This window comes from Pusillimonas caeni (assembly GCF_003545815.1).
In the GTDB taxonomy this organism is placed as follows: domain Bacteria; phylum Pseudomonadota; class Gammaproteobacteria; order Burkholderiales; family Burkholderiaceae_B; genus Pusillimonas; species Pusillimonas caeni.
On record NZ_PDUW01000001.1, the window covers coordinates 645,013 to 662,993 of the forward strand.

The following is a 17,981-nucleotide window of genomic DNA, read 5'->3' on the forward strand; positions in this document are numbered from 1 at the left end:
GGCCCGCATCTTGACCTCGACCGTATATCAGGCATTTTCGGCCACCACGCAACAGTGGCCGGACAATCCCTTTCTTCACATCGTGCCTGAAACGGCCGGCATCTACGGCATCGCCTCGGGCGAACTGCGCTACCGCTATGCCCTGGACGCCATCGATGCACTCAAGCTGGCCTACGAAAAAGCGGGCTACGGCCACGGCCATCGCGTCGGCCTGCTGCTCGAGAACCGGCCGTCCTTCTTTCTGCACTGGTTCGCCCTGAATGCCCTGGGCGTCTCGGTGGTGCCCATCAACGCCGACCTGCGCGCCGCCGAACTGCAGTACCTCATCGGCCACTCCGAAATCGTTCTGGCGGTAGCGCTGCCCAGCCATCACGAGGCCCTGCGTGCGGCGGCCGAGGCCGCCGGCCGGACCGTGGGCATCATCGCCGACGGCGACGCGCCGCCGCCGCCCGCCTTCGAACCGCCCCACGCCGGCCGCGAACCCGACATCGACACTGAATGCGGCCTGCTGTATACGTCCGGCACCACCGGCCGTCCCAAGGGCTGCATCCTGCCCAACGAATACTATCTGCATTGCGGCAACTGGTACGCCAATGTGGGCGGCCTGGCCGCCTTGCGCCCCGGCATGGAGCGCATGCTGACCCCACTTCCCCTGGTTCACATGAACGCCATGGCCTGCTCGACCATGGCCATGGTGGTCACGGGCGGCTGCCTCATACCGCTCGACCGCTTCCATCCGCGCAGCTGGTGGGACACCGTGCGCGAATCGAAGGCCACCGTGGTGCACTATCTTGGCGTCATGCCCGCCATCCTGATGAAGGCCGAGCCCAGTCCTGAAGACACCCGCCATCAAGTGCGCTTCGGCTTCGGCGCAGGCATCGATCGCAGCCTGCATGCCGCGTTCGAAGAACGCTTCGGCTTTCCGCTGCTCGAAGCCTGGGCCATGACGGAAACCGGCTCGGGCGCCGTCGTCATCGCCAACCATGAACCGCGCTTCATCGGCAGCAGCTGCTTCGGCAAGGAAGAAGACGACGTGCTGGTGCGCATCGTCGACGATGCCGGCCAGCCGGTGGGCCCCAACCAGGACGGCGAGCTGCTGGTGCGGCATGCGGGCGAGAATGCGCGTTTCGGCTTTTTTGCCGGCTACCTGAAAGACCCCGAGGCGACCGACGAAGCCTGGAAGGGCGGCTGGTTCCACACCGGCGACATCGTCCGGCGCAACGAGCAGGGCTATCTGCATTTCGTCGATCGCAAAAAGAACGTGATTCGCCGCAGTGGCGAGAACATTGCCGCGGTCGAGGTCGAAAGCGTGCTGCTGCAGCATCCGGCCATCAAGGCGGCCGCCGTGGCGGCCGTGCCCGACGCCCTGCGCGGCGACGAAGTGCTGGCCTGCCTGGTCTGCGAGCCCGCTCCCTCGCAGGCCGACATGGGCGAGCTGGCGCGCGACATCGTCGCCTGGAGCCTGTCCCAGCTGGCCTACTACAAGGCGCCGGGCTACGTGGCCTTCGTCGATGCGCTGCCGCTCACGGCCACCAACAAGATACAGCGCGGCGAGCTCAAGAACCTCGCGCCCACCCTGCCGGGCACGGCGCGCTGCATCGACACCCGGGACATGAAGAAACGACAGGAAACGCCGACATGAGCCCCGGCCGAATGGGCTATGACGGCGTGGTGGCGGCGGCGCCCATCACCGTTCCTTATGTGCGCTACTCCATAGACAGCGCCCACTGGTGGCTGGGCAAGGCGCTGGGCGCCCTTATTGCCCGGGCCGGGGTCGCCAAGCAGCGGGTCGACGGCCTGTGCGTCTCGAGCTTCACCCTGGCGCCCGACACCGCGGTGGGGCTGACCCAGCATCTGGGCATGACGCCGCGCTGGCTGGACCACATTCCCATGGGCGGCGCCAGCGGCGTGATCGGCCTGCGCCGGGCGGCGCGCGCGGTGCAAAGCGGGGACGCCGACATCGTGGCCTGCATCGCCGGCGACACCAACCACGTCGACTCCTTCCGCCATACCGTCAGCCAGTTCTCGCGCTTCGCCCAGGATGCGGTCTACCCCTACGGCGCGGGCGGCCCCAATGCCAGCTTCGCCCTGCTGACCCGCCACTACATGCGCGAAACCGGCGCCACGCGCGAGGACTTCGGCAAGCTGTGCGTGGCGCAGCGCGCCAACGCCCAGCTCAACCCCAACGCGCTCATGAAGAAGCCGCTGACGCTCGAACAGTACCTGGACTCGCGCGTCATCGCCGACCCCATCCATCTGTTCGACTGCGTCATGCCCTGCGCCGGCGCCGACGGCTTTCTCGTCATGCGCGAAGAACGGGCCCGCGAGCTGAACCTGCCCTTTGCGCGCATACTGTCCACCATCGAAAGGCATAACGCCTGGGTCGAAGACCCCATACAGATGCGCGGCGGCTGGACCATGGACCGCGACGAATTCTATGCGCAGGCGGGCGTGGGGCCCGAAGACGTGGACCTGATGCAGGCCTACGACGACTATCCCGTCATCAACATGATGCAGATCGAGGACCTGGGCTTTTGCGACAAGGGCGCCGGCCCCGAGTTCGTGCGCCGGCACAGCTTCACCGTCGACGGCAGCTTTCCCTTCAACACCAACGGCGGCCAGCTTTCGGTCGGCCAGGCCGGCGCCTCCGGGGGCTACCTGGGCATGATCGAGACCCTGTTGCAGCTTACCGGCGCCGCCGGCCCGCGCCAAGTGGCCGACGCACGCATCGGGCTGGTCAGCGGTTTCGGCATGATCAACTACGACCGCGGCCTGTGCACCGCCGCGGCCCTGCTGGCCAGGAGCGACGCATGACCGAGCCATTGAGCAAGCCGCGCAAGAAAGATCCCATCGCACGCACGCGGCGGCCCACCCATCCGCCCGCCAGCCGCAGCCGGCGCGCCCAGGGCTTGACCGCCGCGGCGGCCCTGGGCCGCTTCGACCTTCAGGTATGCCAGGCCTGCTCGGCGGTGCAGTACCCGTCGCGCGAAGTGTGCCACGCCTGCCTGTCGGACCAGCTGCGCTGGCAGCCGGTCGATCCGTCCGGCCGCCTGCTGGCCACCACCACCCTGCATCACAGCAACGATCTGTATTTCCGCGAGCGCCTGCCCTGGCGCGTCGGCACCGTCCAGCTCGATGTCGGCCCCAGCGTGGTGGCCCACGTACATGGCGACTGCCAGGAAGGCCAGGCCGTGCGTCTCAGCCTCAAGCTCGATCGCAGCGGCCAGGCCGTCATGATCGCACTCCCCCACAAGGCCACTCCCCACATGGAAGACGACAAGACACTGCGCGAGACTTCGTGCGACCCGAAATTCCGTCGCGCCCTCGTCACCGACGGCAAATCGGCCGTGGGCATGGCCGTCGTGCGGGCCCTGCTCGATGCCGGCGCCACCATGGTGTTCGTGGGCGACCCGGCCTCCTGGCGCAAATCGGCGCAGTTCGACGCGCTGTGCGCCGACCCCCGCGTCCAGGTGCAGGCGCTGGACGTCACCGACACCGATTCGGTCGAACGCGTCTCGCGCTCCATCGGCGGCAAGGTCGAGATCCTGGTCAACACCGCCCTCTACGAACGCGATGGCGGCCTGCTGTACAACCGCGATCTCGTCAAGGCGCAGGATTCGTTCAATATGAACTGCGTGGGCCTGATGCGCCTGGCCCAGCATTTCGGCCCCGGCATGGCCGGGCGCGCCTCCGACGGCGTCAACAGCGCGGTCGCCTGGGTCAACATCCTGTCCATCTATGCGCACATGAGCCTGCCTTCGCAAGGCATCTGGTCGGCCTCGCAGGCGGCGGCGCTCTCCATGAGCCAATGCCTGCGCAACGAGTTCCGCCCTTCCGGCATCAGGGTGGTGAATGTTTTCTCGGGGCCCATCGACTACGAATGGGAACAGCTGACGCCGCCGCCGCGCGTGGCCCCCGCCGCGCTGGCGCGCGCCATCGTCGGCGCGCTGAAAGAAGGCGTCGAAGACGTCTACGTAGGCGACGTGGCGCAGGAGTTCCGCGCCCGCCTGGCCGACAACCCCAAGGCCCTCGAGCGGGAACTGGGCGCCTGATGCCGCAAGGCCCCACGCAAACTGGAAGCACCGCATGAGCACGCAACTATCCGAAGGAACCACCATGACGACCTCCGTGCTGGGCCAGTTCATGACCGAGCTGTTGTCGGGCAGGATACGCATCGTCGACCTGACCGAAACCCTGACGCCCGAGTTTCCCACCATCGTCCTGCCGCCTGAGTTCGGCCAGGCCTGGCCTTTCCGCATCGAAGAGATCTCGCGCTACGACGAGCGCGGCCCCGCCTGGTATTGGAACAATTTCTCGTGTTCCGAACACACCGGCACCCACTTCGACGCGCCCGTGCATTGGGTCAGCGGCAAGGACCAGCCCAACAACACGGTCGACACCATTCCCATCGAGGCCTTCATCGCCGAGGCCTGCGTCATCGATTGCTCGAAAGAGTCGCGCGAGAATCCCGACTTCCTGCTGACCATCGATTACGTCGAGCAATGGGAGGCCGTCCACGGCCGCATCCCGGCGCGGTCGTGGGTCTTCATGCGCACCGACTGGTCCAAGCGCAACAAGCCCGACGACTACCTGAACATGGACGACGAGGGCGCCCATTCGCCCGGCCCGGACGGCAATGTCGTCCCCTGGCTGATCAAAGAGCGCGACGTGCATGGCTTCGGCACCGAATCGGTGGGCACCGACGCCGGCCAGGCCCAGCATCTGGATCCGCCCTATCCCTGCCATTACTACATGCACGGCAACAACCGCTACGGGCTGCAATGCATGGCCAATCTGGACCAGTTGCCGCCCAAGGGCGCCGTGATCTTCTCGGCGCCTCTGAAGATACGCAGCGGTTCGGGCAGCCCCTTGCGCGTGCTGGCCCTGGTGCCCAGCGCCGCGCCCAGCCAGAATCCAGGAGAATCGCGTTGACCACTTCCCATACCGCCATCGTCACCGGAGGCAGCGCCGGCATCGGCGCCGAGATCGTGCGCCAGATGCTCGATGCGGGCTACGAGGTCGTTTCCATGGCGCGCCGCGCGCCCGACTTCAGCCATGAGCGCCTGCACAGCATTCCGGTCGACCTGCTCGATCCGCAGGCCACGCAGCAAGCCGCCGCCGAAGCCGCGCAGCGCTTTCCCATCACGCATTTCGTGCACAACGCGGGCGTCATCTGGCCCAAGCTGCTGCCCGAAGTGCAGCTCGAAGACCTGCAGGGCCTGACCCAGATCCACGTGGGCTCGGCCATACAGATCGCCCAGGCCTGCCTGCCCCACATGCAGAAGGAGCAATTCGGCCGCATCGTGCTGATGTCGTCGCGCGGCGCGCTGGGCGTGCCCACCCGCACCGCCTACTCGGCCACCAAGGCGGGCATGATAGGCATGGCCCGCACCTGGTCGCTGGAACTGGCGGCCCAGGGCATTACCGTGAACGTCGTGGCCCCGGGCCCCATCCAGACCGACATGTTCTATGACGTCGTTCCGGCGGGCAGCGAAAGGGAAGCCAACATCGCCAAGGGCATACCGGTTCAACGCCTGGGCAGGGCCGACGATGTGGCCCGCGCCGTGATGTTCTTCTGCGATCCGGCCAACAGCTTCATCACCGGCCAGACGCTTTACGTCTGCGGGGGCGCCAGCGTCAGCTCGGTGACGATCTAGGCTCCTGCGTGTCAACCGGCCCTCGACCCGCGGCGGATGCGTCGGCACGGCAAACCTCCCAGCCCACCCGAGCCGAGATCGGCAACGTCCTGATTCTGGCGAGCAGCCAGAGCCTGTTCACGATCACGACCATCACGGTCATGACCCTGGCCAGCGTCATCGGGCTGCAGCTCAGCGCCAACCCCGGCCTGGCCACCCTGCCCATCGCCCTGATGATGTTCGCCACGGTGCTGACGACGCTTCCCGCCTCGCTGCTGATGAAGCGCATAGGCCGGCGCGCCGGCTTCATCCTCGGAGCCGCGGCGGGCGGGGTGCTGGGCAGCATATTGATGCTCGCGAGCGTCGCCCGTCCCTCTTTCGCCCTGTTCTGCGCCGGCATGTTCCTGATCGGCATCTACCAGAGCTTTGCGATGTACTACCGCTTCGCCGCCGCCGACGTGACGCGGACGGCGTTTCGCAGCCGCGCCATTTCATTCGTGATGACCGGCGGCGTGGTGGCCGCCGTCCTGGGTCCGCTCAACGCGCGCGCGTCGCTGGGGCTGCTTCCCTCGGTACCCTTCGGCGAACCGTTCCTGGTCACGCTGACGGTGTCCCTGCTTGCCGCCGCCCTGCTCCTTCGACTGAAGGTCCCCGCCGGCGGCGATGCGCCTCGGGAAGCCGACGCCGCGCGTCCTATGACGGTGATCGCCCGCCATGCAGGCTTTGTCCCCGCCGTGCTGGCCGGCACCGTGAGTTTTTCGCTGATGGTGTTGTACATGACGGTGACCCCGTTGGGCATGCAGGCGCAGGGCTTCGGCATGACGGACATCACGGTGGTCGTGCAGAGCCAGATGCTGTCCATGTTCATTCCGGCCTTCTTCACCGGCGTGCTGATCAACCGCATCGGCCTGCTTCCCATCCTCTGGACGGGCGCCGTCTGCATGAGCGTGGCCATGGTCATCGGCGCGGTGAGTTCGACACTGCCTGTCTACGTGGCTTCGCGCATCGTGCTGGGCCTGGGCTGGAACTTCCTGTTCGTCGGCGGCGCGGTATTGCTGTCCGCCACCCATACGCCGCCGGAGCGGGGCAAGGTGCAGGGCGTCAACGACCTGGCCATGTTCATCATGGCGACGGTCTGCTCCGTTGCCGCCGCCTCGCTGCTGCAGCGGCTGGGCTGGAGCGCCCTGCATCTGGCCTCGCTGCTGCCCATCGGCCTGGTGGGCGTTTCATTGCTGCGCCTGGGAAAAAAGCCGCCACGCCGCGCAGGCTCACGCCCGCTCGCTGCGCCCCCGAGGGGGCGCTCTTAGGCCCGCGACATCCGGCTGCAAGCGCGCCGTCATGCGGCGCGCAGCCGGGTGAGGTCATGGCTCTCCGAAGCCGCCGCCGCCGGGCGTCATAATCTCGAAGCAATCCCCGGCCTCCAGTTCGGCGCTGTCGGCATGCTTGATCGGCTCGACACGGCCGTCCGCGCGGATGACCCGGCTTTCCCCGCAGGCGCCCGGCTGGCCGCCACGCGCGCCGAAGGCGGGATGGATCCAGCCGTTGGCCAGCAGGGAAACCGTCATGGGTTCGAGGAAACGCAGCGTGCGCAAGCCGCCGTCTCCGCCATGCCAGCGTCCCGCCCCGCCCGATCCGCGCCGTATCTCATAGCGCTCCAGGCGCACCGGCACACGCAGCTCCAGCACTTCGGGGTCGGTCATGCGCGAATTCGTCATCTGGGTCTGGACGACCGAGGTGCCGTCGAATCCGCCCACCAGGCGGCCTGCGTCGTCGAAGCGCCCTCCCGCGCCCGACCCGCCGGAAATGGTCTCGTAATACTGGTGCCGCGCGTTGCCGAAGGTGAGGTTGTTCATGGTGGGCTGGCTGCCCGCATTCACGCCCAGCGCGCCGTACAGGGCGTTGGTCACGCAGGTGGAGGTCTCGACGTTGCCGGCCACCACGGCCGCCGGATAGCTGGGATTCAGCATGGAGTCTTCCGGCACGACCAGCGTCAGCGGCTTGAGTCCGCCGGCATTGATCGGGATGTCGTCGTCGATCATGGTGCGGAAGACGTACAGCACCGCTGCCGTGGTCACCGCGCGCGGCGCGTTGAAGTTGTTGGGCAGGCGCGGCGAGGTGCCGGTGAAATCCACGATGGCGCTGCGCGCGGCATGGTCGACGGTGAGCTTCACCTGGATGCGCGCGCCATTGTCCAGCAACTGGGTGAACTCGCCGTCGGTAACGCGCGAAATGGCCCGGCGCACCGACTCTTCGGCATTGTCCTGCACATGCTGCATATAGGCATGGACCACGTCCAGGCCGTAGGCCTGCACCATGTTCAGCAGTTCTTCCCGGCCTTTTTCATTGGCCGCGATCTGGGCGCGCAGGTCGGCCAGGTTCTGGTCGATGTTGCGCGCCGGATAGGGCCCGCCGGCCAGCAGTTCGCGCAGCTCGCGCTCGCGCATCCGGCCCGCCTCGACCAGGCGGAAGTTGGTGATCAGGACGCCTTCTTCGTCTATGGTGGTCGAATCGGCGGGCATCGACCCGGGCGTCAGTCCGCCTATGTCCGCATGATGGCCGCGCGAGCCGACGTAAAACAGGATGTCGCGGCCCTGCGCGTCGAATACCGGCGTCACGACCGTAACGTCGGGCAGGTGGGTGCCTCCGGCATAGGGGTTGTTCAGCACGAAGACGTCGCCCGGCCGGATGCTGCCGCGATTGGCCTCGGTGACCGCCTGGATGCTGGCGCTCATCGATCCCAGGTGCACGGGTATGTGCGGCGCGTTGGCCACGAGATCGCCCTTGGCGTCGAAAATGGCGCAGGAAAAGTCGAGGCGCTCTTTGATGTTGACCGAATAGGCCGTGTTCTGCAGGCGATATCCCATCTGTTCGGCGATCGACATGAACAGATTGTTGAAGATCTCGAGCATGACCGGATCGGCCTGCGTGCCGATGGCGTAGCGCTGCGGGCGCGGCGTGGCGCGCTCGAGCACGATGTCGCCGCGCCGCGTGATGCTTGCGCGCCAGCCGGGGTCGACCAGAGTCGTGGCATTGGCGTCCGTGATGATGGCGGGCCCGAGCAATTCGTCGCCCACGCGCAAATCGGCGCTGCGATACAGCGGACATTCGAGCAGCGCGTCGTCGGCGTGGATCTCGACAGTGTCGAAGGGCGCTGGAACGTCGCCGGCCCCGCGCGGCTCGCTCTTGAACGCTCCGGCGGTTTTGTCCGACTCGTCGCCGATGGCCTCCGCGACCGCCGATTCGATCACCAGGCGGCGGTCCGGCATCAGGAAGGAGAAGCGCATCGAATAGGCCCGCTCGAAGGCGGCGCGCATCGCTTCGGCGTCGTCCAGGATCACGGGCAGCGAGGTGTCGGTGCCCTCGTAGCGCAGATACAGGCGCTGCTCGATGCGGATGTGGTCGTCCGACACCTGCTGGGCGAGCAGGTCCTGGCGGGCCGACCGGCACAGCTCTTGCAGCACGGCGCGGGCCTGCGCCTCGCCTTCGGCGTCCCATACTTTCTCCACCGAACGCTCGCGTATGGCGGTGGCCGCCGCCAGGCCCATGCCGTAGGCCGACAGCACGCCGGCCAGGGGATGGACCAGCACCCGCGGCATGGCCAGGGCGTCGGCCACGCGGCAGGCGTGCTGGCCGCCGGCGCCGCCGAAGGTGGTCAATGTATAGCGGGTGACGTCGTAGCCGCGCTGAACCGAAATGCGCTTGATGGCGTTGGCCATGTTGGCCACGGCGATATCCAGGAAGCCCTGCGCAAGCTGCTCGGGCGTGATGGCCCGGCCCGTCCCGGCCGCCACCTGGTCGGCCAGTTCGGCAAAGCGCCGGCGCACAATGCCGGCGTCCAGGGGCTGGTCTGCATTGGGGCCGAATACGGCGGGAAAGTGCTGCGGCTGGATGCGGCCCAGCATCACGTTAGCATCGGTGACGGTAAGCGGGCCGCCGCGCCGATAGCAGGCCGGCCCCGGATTGGCGCCCGCCGACTCGGGGCCGACGCGCAGCCGGGCTCCGTCGAAATGCAGGATGGAACCGCCGCCGGCGGCCACGGTATGGATGCTCATCATGGGCGCGCGCAGACGCACGCCCGCCACGATGGAGTCGAAGGCGCGCTCGTACTCGCCGGCATAGTGCGACACGTCGGTCGAGGTGCCGCCCATGTCGAAGCCGATGACCCGGTCATAGCCTGCAATGGCCGATACGCCCGCCATGCCGACGATGCCGCCGGCCGGTCCGGACAGTATGGAATCCTTGCCCTGGAAGGCATGGGCGTCGGTCAGGCCGCCGCTGGACTGCATGAACTGAAGGCGGACGCCCGGCAGCTCGGCCGCCACCTGGTCGACGTAGCGGCGCAGCACCGGCGACAGATAAGCGTCGACCACCGTGGTGTCGCCGCGCGCCACATAGCGGATCAGCGGAGACACTTCATGCGATACCGAAACCTGGGTGTAGCCCGCCTCGCGGGCCAGCTCGGCCAAGGCCCGCTCGTGGACATTGTTGCGATAGCCATGCATCAGCGCGATGGCGATGGCGGAAAAGCCGTGCCCCCGGGCCTCGCGCAGCGCCTTGCGCGCCGCTTCGACGTCCAGTTCGCGCACGATGCCGCCCTGGGCATCCAGGCGCTCGTCGATCTCGATGACGGCTTCATGCAGCAACTCGGGCAACACGATATGCCGGTCGAACAGGCGGGGCCGGTTCTGGTAGCCGATGCGCAGCGCATCGCGGAACCCCTTCGTGACGGCCAGTACGACGCGCTCGCCCTTGCGCTCGAGCAGCGCGTTGGTGGCCACCGTGGTGCCCATCTTGACCACTTCGATGCGTTCGACCGGTATGGGCTCGTTCTTGGCCACCCCCAGCAACTGGCGTATGCCCTGCACCGCCGCGTCGGGATACTGTTCGGGATTTTCGGACAGCAGCTTGGCCGTGACCAGTTCGCCGTCGGGCCGGCGGGCCACCACGTCGGTGAAGGTGCCCCCTCTGTCTATCCAGAATTGCCAGCGCCCGGCGCCCGTCCGGCTGTGCGGGGCGCTCATAGCGACGACGCCGCACGGGCGGCTTGATCGTACAGGCCGGACAGCATGCGCAGCCGCGCCGCCATGGCGGACATGGTTTCGGCGTCGGCCAGCTCGCCTTCGACCGCGGGCAGCAGGCAGCGGTTGCGCACCTTGCGGAAGCGCTCGAGCAGTTCGGCGCCCGCCGGGGTGGTGGCGTAGAAGACTTCTTTGCCGACCTTCTCGCCGCGGGCCAGCTTCATGCTGACCAGTTTCTTGATGGAATAGTTGATCACGTGGCTGTCTTCGTAATTGAGGGTGAAGCAGATGTCGGCCAGCCGCTTGCTGCGGCCGCGATGATGGACGTGGTGCAGGACCAGCACGTCGGTGATGGCGAGATCCGGCTCGCCGGCGGCGCGCATGCAGCGCACCACCCAGCGCGCAAACGCGTTGTGGGCCACCATCAGTCCGAACTCGAACTCGGACAGCGAGGGGTGCGGCCCCCGCGCCAGGTGTTCGGAAGACAGAATACGCGGTGGACACTCGTCCTGACGGCCTGCCGCGGGGCCGCGTCCATCAGTCATCGGCGTTTTCCTCTTGATCGAATCTTTCCTTGACGGGGGCGATCTCGGAGATGAGGTCGCGCACCCGCGCCTTGTTGGGCAGCGGCGCAACCTGGTGCCGGGCACCCGGCTGCATCCGCGCCACACAGGCGTAGACGACCTTGCCGTCCAGAATCATCATGCACTCTTTGCAGGCATTGGCGTTGATGCACGAGTAGCGGACCGCCAGCGTGTCATCGAGGTGCTCGCGCACCCAGCGCAAGCCGTCCAGCAACGAGGCCGCCGCCGTTTCGGGCAGCTCGTACTCCTGGACGCGCGAGGGCCCCCGGCCCACGCCGCGCTGCACTTCCAGGACTATGGTTCGATCGTTCTTCTGCGTGTTCATGCTTGGCCCTCGTATTCGGTTCCGCCGGCGGCGGGAATCTCCACCGGCGTCTCCAGGCGCCGCACCGGCTCGGTGTCGAGCCGCCACTGCCCCTTGTCGAGCGCCAGCGTCTGGTTCAATGTCCAGGCGTCGTCCATGCCCGGGAAGTCATCGCGCTGGTGCGCGCCGCGGCTTTCACGCCGGGCCAGCGCGCTGCGCGTCACGGCCTCGGCCACCAGCAGCATGTTGTGCAGGTCGAGCGCGTCCAGGCGCACCGGATCCTGCGGCCCGCCGTCGCCCGGCAGGACCTCGCCCAGTTCCGCCTTCAGGACCTGCAGCTCGCCCAGCGCGTGCTGCAGGCCCTCTTCGTTGCGGAAGGGACCGACATAGTCCTGCATCAGGGCCTGCAGGCGCGCGATCAGGGCCGCGACGTTGGGCGATTCGCCATCCTGCGGCGCCGGCTCGAGCCGCGCCAGTGTCGGGCCGGCCAGCTCGAGCGCGCGCCGCGCCTCGACGGCCTTCGCATCGGCGGCATGCGCGGAAGCGGACCTGCCGGCCTGCAGGCCGAAGGACACGGCCTCGGTAATGGCGTTGCCCGACAGCCGGTTGGCGCCGTTCGCGCCGCCCACGGCTTCGCCGGCCGCGTACAGTCCCGGCACGTCGGTGGACATGTCGACCTCCACCCGGATACCGCCCATGTGATAGTGGGCGATGGGCGCCACCTCGATGGGCGACTTGGTGAGGTCGATGCCGTTGGCCGCAAGCTTGTCGATGATGGGACCGAAGGCCTTGCGCAGCGTTTCTTCGGGCACGTGCTGGAAGCTGAGGTAGGCGCCCCCCGCCGGCGAGCCGCGCCCCGCTTCGACCTCTTTGAGGATGGCGTAGGTGGCGGCATCGCGCGTGATCGTATAGCCCTCGTTGGAATGGCCGTACTTCTCGACGAATTCCTCTCCCAGCCCGTTCAGCAGCCGCCCGCCCAGCTTGTAGCGGAAAGGGTCCCACATGATGGGGTCGAAGCCCACCAGGCGAGGCGCCAGGTGCCCGATGGGGAAGAACTGCACGAACTCCATGTCGATGAGGCGCGCGCCGGCGCGCAGGGCCAATGCGTAGCCGTCCCCGCCCATGTTCAGCGACGCGCTGTTGCGCCGGTACAGGCGGGTGAGCCCGCCGGTGGCGACGATGACCGCCCCCGCGCGGATGATCACGGGATGCCCGGTGGTGAGATTCAGGGCCACGGCCCCGCAGGCGCGTCCCTGCTCCACCAGCAGCTCGAGCACCAGCAGGTCGCCGTAGCGCTCTATGTTGTCATCGTGCGCAACCTGGGTGCGCAAGGTCTTGGCCACGGCCGGGCCGGTGTTCAGGTAGTCGACGTAGACGCACCGCGGGCGGTCGTGCCCCGGCGCCTGGACCTGGGTCAGGTGGCCGTCGCTGCGCGCCCAGCCCGTTCCCCAGCTGTCCATCAGCCGGATCGCGTCGATGCCGCTTTCGCACAGCAGCCGGGCGAGCGGCTCGCTGCACAGGCCGCGCCCGGCCTTGAGCGTGTCGGCATAGTGGTTGCGCCAGTCGTCGGGCGTCTGTTCGCCCAGCGCCACGGCCACGGTCATCTGCGCCATGATGGTGGCGCCGCCCCGGCCGACCAGGCTGCGGTCCGTCATGATGACCCGGCTGCCGGCCTGCGAGGCCGCCAGCGCGGCGCTCATGCCCGCGCCCCCGGCGCCGATCACCAATACGTCGGTTTCCCGGTTCACAATATTTTCAGCAGTCATGCCGCCCCCAAGTAAGCTTTCTGAACGGTGGGATCGGCCGCGAGTTCGGTCGCGCCGCCCTGCAAGATGACGTGCCCGTGCTGCAGCACGTAGGCACGATCGGCGAGCTCCAGCGCAATGCGCGCGTTCTGCTCGACCAGCAATATGGTCTGCCCCGCTGCCTTCCAGCGGAACAGCACCTCGTAGACCAGGTCGACGAACTTGGGCGACAGGCCCATGGACGGTTCGTCGATGCAGATGAGCTTGCCGCGCCGCAGCCAGGCCCGCCCGAGCGCCAGCATCTGCTGCTCGCCGCCCGACAGGGTGCCGGCCGCCTGCTTGCGCCGCTCGGCCAGGCGGGGAAAGGAGGCGAATACTTCCTCGAGGTCGCGCTCGATTTCCTGCTTGTCGCGGCGGCGCGGATAGGCGCCCATCAGCAGGTTTTCGTAGACCGACATCTCGGGAAACACCCGGCGCCCTTCGGGCACGCTGGCCACGCCGCGCTCGATGACGTCCGGCGAGGACAGGCCATGGATGGCTTGGCCCTCGAGCAGAATGCGGCCGCGCGAGGGATGGACCAGGCCCAGTACCGACTTGAGGGTGGTCGATTTGCCCGAGGCATTGCCGCCCAGCACGGACACCACTTCGCCCGCCTGCACATGCAGGCTTACGCCGAACAGCGCCTGTACCGGCCCATAGTGGACGTCGATGTCGTCCACCAGAAGAAAAGGCTGATTCTTATCCAAGGTGTGCATCCGATGAAACAGGGCGGGTGCGAACCCGGCCCAGGTAAGCTTCGACGACTTCCGGATGGTCGAGCGCATGCTCGGGATCGCCTTGGGCCAGCACCTTGCCCTGGTTGAGCACGATGACCCGGTCGGCCACCGAGCGCACCAGCGACAGCTTGTGCTCGACCACGAGTATGCCCAGCTCGGGACGCATGCGCCGCAGTTCGAGCAGCAGCCTGGTCAACTCGCCGGTTTCGGTGGGATTCATGCCCGCCGCCGGCTCGTCCAGCAGCAGGTAATCGGGCTGGCCGGCCAGCACGCGGGCGATCTCCAGACGCCGGCGGTTGGCGTACGACAGGCTGAAGGCCGGCTGGTGCCTGCGCGGCCACAGCCTGTCGCCGAACAGCTGCAGCGTCTCGCGCGCGATGGCCTCCTGGCCCTCGACCTTCTTGCGCCAGCCGGACAGTGGAACCAGCCCGGCCAGCAGCTCGTAAAGCGGATTGATCAGGAAGCGCCCATGCGGGCGGCGCAGCAGTCGCGCCTGGGTGCCCAGCATCACGCTGTCCCACACCGACAAGGCGGGAAACACGCGCGACGTCTGGAAGCTGCGCCCGATGCCCAGCCGGGCGATGCGCTCCGGCGGCAGGCGGTCGATGCGCCGTCCGTCGACCTCGATGTGGCCGCCCGACAGGCGTTCTATGCCGCTGATCAGCTGGATGAGGGTGGACTTGCCCGCGCCGTTCGGTCCCACCAGGGCCAGGGTCTCGCCCGCCGCCAGGCTGAAGCTGACGTCGTCCACCGCCCTGACTCCGTCGAAATGGCGCGAAACGCCCCGCACCTGTATGCCTTGCAATGTCGCCATCACCGCGCTCCCAGCATGCCGTGCGGACGCATCCGCAACACCATCAGAAGAAATACGCCGTAGACGATCATGCGCCATTCGGCAAAAGGCCGGAACAGCTCGGGCACGATGGTCAGCAGGAAGCCGGCCGCCGCGGCGCCGGTCAGATTGCCCAGGCCGCCCAGCACCGCCATGGTCAGCAGAAGCAGCGAGGCGTGCACGTTGAAGCTGTCCGGGCTGATGACGCTTTGCACATAGGCGAACAGGCCGCCCGCCGCCCCCGCCAGGGCGCCGGACACGGCGAAGGCCATGAGCATGTAGCGCCGCACGGGCAGTCCGGCGGCATGCGCGGCCAGGCGGTCTTCGCGTATGCCGCGCCAGGCCCGGCCGATTTCGGAATCGAGCAGCCGCTGCACCAGGAATAGCCCCACCGCGGCCACCAGCGCCACCAGCCAGAACTTGTGGCCGATGGCGCTCAGGCGCAGGCCGCCCAGCAGATCGAACTGGGGCGCCGGTATATTGAGAAAGCCCATGGGACCGCGCGTGACCGACAGCCAGGTCATGAAGACGAGAAAGCCGATCTGGCCGATGGCCAGCGTGCCCAGGGCGGCCGTATGGCCGCTGAGCTTGTACAGCGGCAGGGACGCCACTGCCGCCACCACGGCCGTCAGCAGGATGGCGGCCGGCAGCGCCACTTCGGCCGGCAGGCCGTAAGTGTGCCCCAGCACCGCGACCGTGTAGGCGCCCACGCCGTAGAAAGCGGCATGGCCGACCGACAGCACTCCGAGCGAGCCCGATATCAATGAAACGCTGGCCGAGAGCATGGCGAAGATCATGCCGTACACCACGGCCTGCAGCACATAGCTGCTTTGCGTGATGAGGGGCAGCGCCGCCAGCGCCAGGCCCGCGGCGAGAAATCCCCAGGCGGGCATTTCGATGATGCGGTGGGCCGCGCGCTGGCTGGACGCCGATGCCAGCAGGCTGGTACTGGGCATGCTGCCCGAGGCCGCGCCCGAGCCGCCCAGGGCGCTCAGGCGGCTGTCGCCCAGCAGCCCCTGCGGACGAAACAGCAGGAAGACCAGCAGCAGCGAGAAGGCCACGAGGTCGCGATAGCCCTCGCCCACGTAGGCGCTGGCCAGCGTCTCGACGATGCCCAGGGACAGGCCGCCCACCACGGCGCCGGGAATGCTGGTCAGTCCGCCCAGCAGCGCCGCGGCAAAGCCCTTGAGCGCGAAAGGCATGCCCATCTGCGGAAACACGCTCTTGAAATAGAGCGCCACCAGGATGCCGCTGAGCGCGCCCAGCGTGCCCGCCAGGGCGAACGCCAGCCGGCGCACGTTGTCGGTGCGCACGCCCAACTGCGCCGCGGCGTCGCGGTCCTGGGCGGTGGCGCGCACGCCCCGGCCCATCCACGAATGCGTCAGGAACCAGGTCAGCGCCAGGGCGGCCAGGCCGCCGAAGACGAAGATGAGGATGTCGGTGCTGGTGATGTAGGCCCCGCCGATGAAGAAGGTCACTTCTTCGAACGGCAGCGGAAAGGCCTGCCCCTCGGGCGACCAGATGATTTCGGCAAGCTGGTCGACGATGATGCTGATGGCCAGGGTGGACAGCACCGGCGCGATGTAGGGACCGTTTTCGAGCGGCCGCAGCGCGACGCCCTCGAGCAGCATGCCCAGCACGGTGACCAGCGCGATGGCGCCCACCGCGGCGATGGGCAGCGGCAGTCCCAGCCAGGTCACGCCGCTGAAGGCGAAGAACGCCCCGAGCATGAACAGGGCGCCCTGGGCGAAATTGATCAGGTTGGAAACGCCGAAGACCAGGCTGAAGCCCAGTGCGATCAGGGCATAGACCTGGCCGATGGCCAGGCCGTTCAGGACCTGGCTTAAGAATAGTTCAATCATTGAAACAGTTCGAACTTGCCGTTCTTCACCGTGATGAAGATGGGGTCCTTTTTGACGTTGCCGTGATCGTATTTGGTGACGCCCGTCACGCCTTCATAGGCCGGGCCGTTGGCCAGTTCGTCGCGCACCGCCTCGCCGGTAAGCGGCTTGCCCGACTTGATGACGCGCCGAATGGCTTCGACGCCCACCGCCGTGGCGTCATACGCCAGCGCCGCGAACTGGTCCGGCAGCTTGCCGTACTTGGCCTGATAGGCTTCGGTAAAGGCTTTCTTGGAAGGGTCTCCCGCAAAGAAGATAGTGTGCAGCACCACGCCCTCGGCCGCCTTGCCCGACAGCTCGATGAACTTGGGCGAAGTCAGCGGGATGCCGCCGCCGACCGGGATGTCGACGCCCGCCTGGCGCAGTTGCTGGATGAAGATGGACGCTTCCTGGTAAGGCAGGGCCAGGAAGACGCCCTCGGGCTTGAGCGCCTTGACCTTGCTGATGAACGGCCGGAAGTCGCGCGAACCGGGCTGCACGCTTTCCAGCAGCAGCACCTCGCCGCCCGCCTTCTTGATGGCTTCGGCGGTCGCCTTGCCGGTGTACACGCCCCAGTCGTCCTGCGAGTAGGGAATGACGACCTTGTTGGCCTTGAGCTTTTGCTGGATGGTGTCGGCGTTGTACTGGGCCAGCACGTCGTCGGTGTTGTTCTGGCGGAAGACGTAGTCGCTTTGCTTGGTGAAGTCGGGGTGCGAAGACGTGGGGCTGATCTGCGGGATCTTGGCTTCAGAGAAAATGGGCGAAGCGGCCATCGAGGACGTGGTCGACCAGGAACCGATGGCCAGCACCACGCCGGGGGTGCCGGCTATCTTGCGCGCCACCGTGGCGGCCTCTTGCGGCGAGTTGCGGTCGTCCTCGACGAGAAGTTTGACGGGCCGCCCTTCGATGCCGCCCTGCTGCTTCACTTCGTCCAGGTACAGTTCGACGGCATTTTTGAAGCTGGCGCCATATTCGGCGAAGTTGCCCGACAAATGAGAGAAGAAACCGATGGTTACGGGCTCGGCCGCGTGTACCGGCGCCGCCAGGAAGGCGGGCAGCAGGGCCGCGAGGAATGTGGATCGAATCAATCGCATCGCTTGTCTACCTTGAAAAAGTGAAGAACGCCGACCGTTCGACCCCTTTGGGCCCGGCGAAAAGGCTCGCCGTGTCGTCGTCGCAGTACGACAAGATATTAATAGTTAGTTG

General features: G+C 67.4%; 14 protein-coding genes. 6 read left to right on the forward strand and 8 right to left on the reverse strand.

Translation table 11 applies throughout. From position 1 onward, the window contains the following. Positions 1-10: 10 nt before the first annotated feature. The 6 genes from CSC67_RS03035 (at position 11) to CSC67_RS03060 (ending at position 6,943) form a co-directional block, all read left to right on the forward strand. Entirely contained in the window at positions 11-1,642 is a 1,632-nt protein-coding gene (locus CSC67_RS03035) for an AMP-binding protein (protein WP_118993020.1), read from the forward strand. Next, on the forward strand, positions 1,639-2,814 hold the full coding sequence (locus CSC67_RS03040) for a thiolase family protein (protein ID WP_118993021.1): 1,176 nt from the start codon (positions 1,639-1,641) through the stop codon (positions 2,812-2,814). Before CSC67_RS03035 ends, CSC67_RS03040 begins: the two co-directional genes overlap by 4 nt. After that, positions 2,811-4,052 carry an SDR family NAD(P)-dependent oxidoreductase gene (locus CSC67_RS03045; protein ID WP_118993022.1) on the forward strand — a complete coding sequence of 414 codons (1,242 nt, stop codon included), beginning with the start codon at positions 2,811-2,813 and terminating at the stop codon, positions 4,050-4,052. The genes CSC67_RS03040 and CSC67_RS03045 overlap by 4 nt, the downstream gene beginning before the upstream one ends. A 64-nt stretch (positions 4,053-4,116) precedes the next feature. Beyond that, on the forward strand, positions 4,117-4,932 hold the full coding sequence (locus tag CSC67_RS03050; protein ID WP_118993189.1) for a cyclase family protein: 816 nt from the start codon (positions 4,117-4,119) through the stop codon (positions 4,930-4,932). Then, complete coding sequence (locus tag CSC67_RS03055; protein WP_118993023.1) at positions 4,929-5,657, forward strand: SDR family NAD(P)-dependent oxidoreductase; 729 nt, start codon at positions 4,929-4,931, stop codon at positions 5,655-5,657. Before CSC67_RS03050 ends, CSC67_RS03055 begins: the two co-directional genes overlap by 4 nt. A gap of 8 nt (positions 5,658-5,665) precedes the next feature. After that, the gene (locus CSC67_RS03060; protein ID WP_209304252.1) at positions 5,666-6,943 is read left to right on the forward strand and encodes an MFS transporter; all 1,278 of its coding nucleotides are present in this window, start codon (positions 5,666-5,668) and stop codon (positions 6,941-6,943) included. 54 nt (positions 6,944-6,997) lie between these two features. On the opposite strand, the gene CSC67_RS03065 is transcribed toward CSC67_RS03060, so the two are convergent. From CSC67_RS03065 to CSC67_RS03100, 8 genes are read right to left on the reverse strand one after another with little or no spacing between them, the layout of a single operon-like run. Next, on the reverse strand, positions 6,998-10,657 hold the full coding sequence (locus tag CSC67_RS03065; RefSeq protein ID WP_118993024.1) for a hydantoinase B/oxoprolinase family protein: 3,660 nt from the start codon (positions 10,655-10,657) through the stop codon (positions 6,998-7,000). Further along, positions 10,654-11,199 carry a winged helix DNA-binding protein gene (locus CSC67_RS03070; RefSeq protein ID WP_118993025.1) on the reverse strand — a complete coding sequence of 182 codons (546 nt, stop codon included), beginning with the start codon at positions 11,197-11,199 and terminating at the stop codon, positions 10,654-10,656. The genes CSC67_RS03065 and CSC67_RS03070 overlap by 4 nt, the downstream gene beginning before the upstream one ends. Next, positions 11,192-11,563, reverse strand: coding sequence for a 2Fe-2S iron-sulfur cluster-binding protein (locus CSC67_RS03075; protein ID WP_118993026.1), 372 nt, complete (start codon positions 11,561-11,563; stop codon positions 11,192-11,194). The genes CSC67_RS03070 and CSC67_RS03075 overlap by 8 nt, the downstream gene beginning before the upstream one ends. Continuing rightward, on the reverse strand, positions 11,560-13,308 hold the full coding sequence (locus tag CSC67_RS03080) for an FAD-binding protein (protein ID WP_118993027.1): 1,749 nt from the start codon (positions 13,306-13,308) through the stop codon (positions 11,560-11,562). The genes CSC67_RS03075 and CSC67_RS03080 overlap by 4 nt, the downstream gene beginning before the upstream one ends. Next, complete coding sequence (locus tag CSC67_RS03085; protein WP_118993028.1) at positions 13,305-14,042, reverse strand: ABC transporter ATP-binding protein; 738 nt, start codon at positions 14,040-14,042, stop codon at positions 13,305-13,307. Before CSC67_RS03085 ends, CSC67_RS03080 begins: the two co-directional genes overlap by 4 nt. Further along, a complete protein-coding gene (locus CSC67_RS03090) occupies positions 14,026-14,877 on the reverse strand; it encodes an ABC transporter ATP-binding protein (RefSeq protein WP_245220101.1) in 852 nt (283 codons plus the stop codon). Before CSC67_RS03090 ends, CSC67_RS03085 begins: the two co-directional genes overlap by 17 nt. Further along, entirely contained in the window at positions 14,877-16,757 is a 1,881-nt protein-coding gene (locus tag CSC67_RS03095) for an ABC transporter permease (protein ID WP_118993030.1), read from the reverse strand. The genes CSC67_RS03090 and CSC67_RS03095 overlap by 1 nt, the downstream gene beginning before the upstream one ends. Further along, positions 16,754-17,869, reverse strand: a complete 1,116-nt coding sequence (locus CSC67_RS03100; protein WP_118993031.1) for an ABC transporter substrate-binding protein — start codon at positions 17,867-17,869, stop codon at positions 16,754-16,756. The genes CSC67_RS03095 and CSC67_RS03100 overlap by 4 nt, the downstream gene beginning before the upstream one ends. Positions 17,870-17,981 lie beyond the last annotated feature (112 nt).

Excerpts from the sequence above, each read along its gene's own strand:
- CSC67_RS03040 (WP_118993021.1), top strand. The coding sequence starts at position 1,639 with ATGAGCCCCGGCCGAATGGGCTATGACGGCGTGGTGGCGGCGGCGCCC.
- CSC67_RS03070 (WP_118993025.1), bottom strand. The coding sequence starts at position 11,199 with ATGACTGATGGACGCGGCCCCGCGGCAGGCCGTCAGGACGAGTGTCCA.
- CSC67_RS03045 (WP_118993022.1), top strand. The coding sequence starts at position 2,811 with ATGACCGAGCCATTGAGCAAGCCGCGCAAGAAAGATCCCATCGCACGC.
- CSC67_RS03080 (WP_118993027.1), bottom strand. The coding sequence starts at position 13,308 with ATGACTGCTGAAAATATTGTGAACCGGGAAACCGACGTATTGGTGATC.
- CSC67_RS03075 (WP_118993026.1), bottom strand. The coding sequence starts at position 11,563 with ATGAACACGCAGAAGAACGATCGAACCATAGTCCTGGAAGTGCAGCGC.
- CSC67_RS03085 (WP_118993028.1), bottom strand. The coding sequence starts at position 14,042 with ATGCACACCTTGGATAAGAATCAGCCTTTTCTTCTGGTGGACGACATC.
- CSC67_RS03090 (WP_245220101.1), bottom strand. The coding sequence starts at position 14,877 with ATGGCGACATTGCAAGGCATACAGGTGCGGGGCGTTTCGCGCCATTTC.
- CSC67_RS03065 (WP_118993024.1), bottom strand. The coding sequence starts at position 10,657 with ATGAGCGCCCCGCACAGCCGGACGGGCGCCGGGCGCTGGCAATTCTGG.
- CSC67_RS03100 (WP_118993031.1), bottom strand. The coding sequence starts at position 17,869 with ATGCGATTGATTCGATCCACATTCCTCGCGGCCCTGCTGCCCGCCTTC.
- CSC67_RS03095 (WP_118993030.1), bottom strand. The coding sequence starts at position 16,757 with ATGATTGAACTATTCTTAAGCCAGGTCCTGAACGGCCTGGCCATCGGC.
- CSC67_RS03050 (WP_118993189.1), top strand. The coding sequence starts at position 4,117 with ATGACGACCTCCGTGCTGGGCCAGTTCATGACCGAGCTGTTGTCGGGC.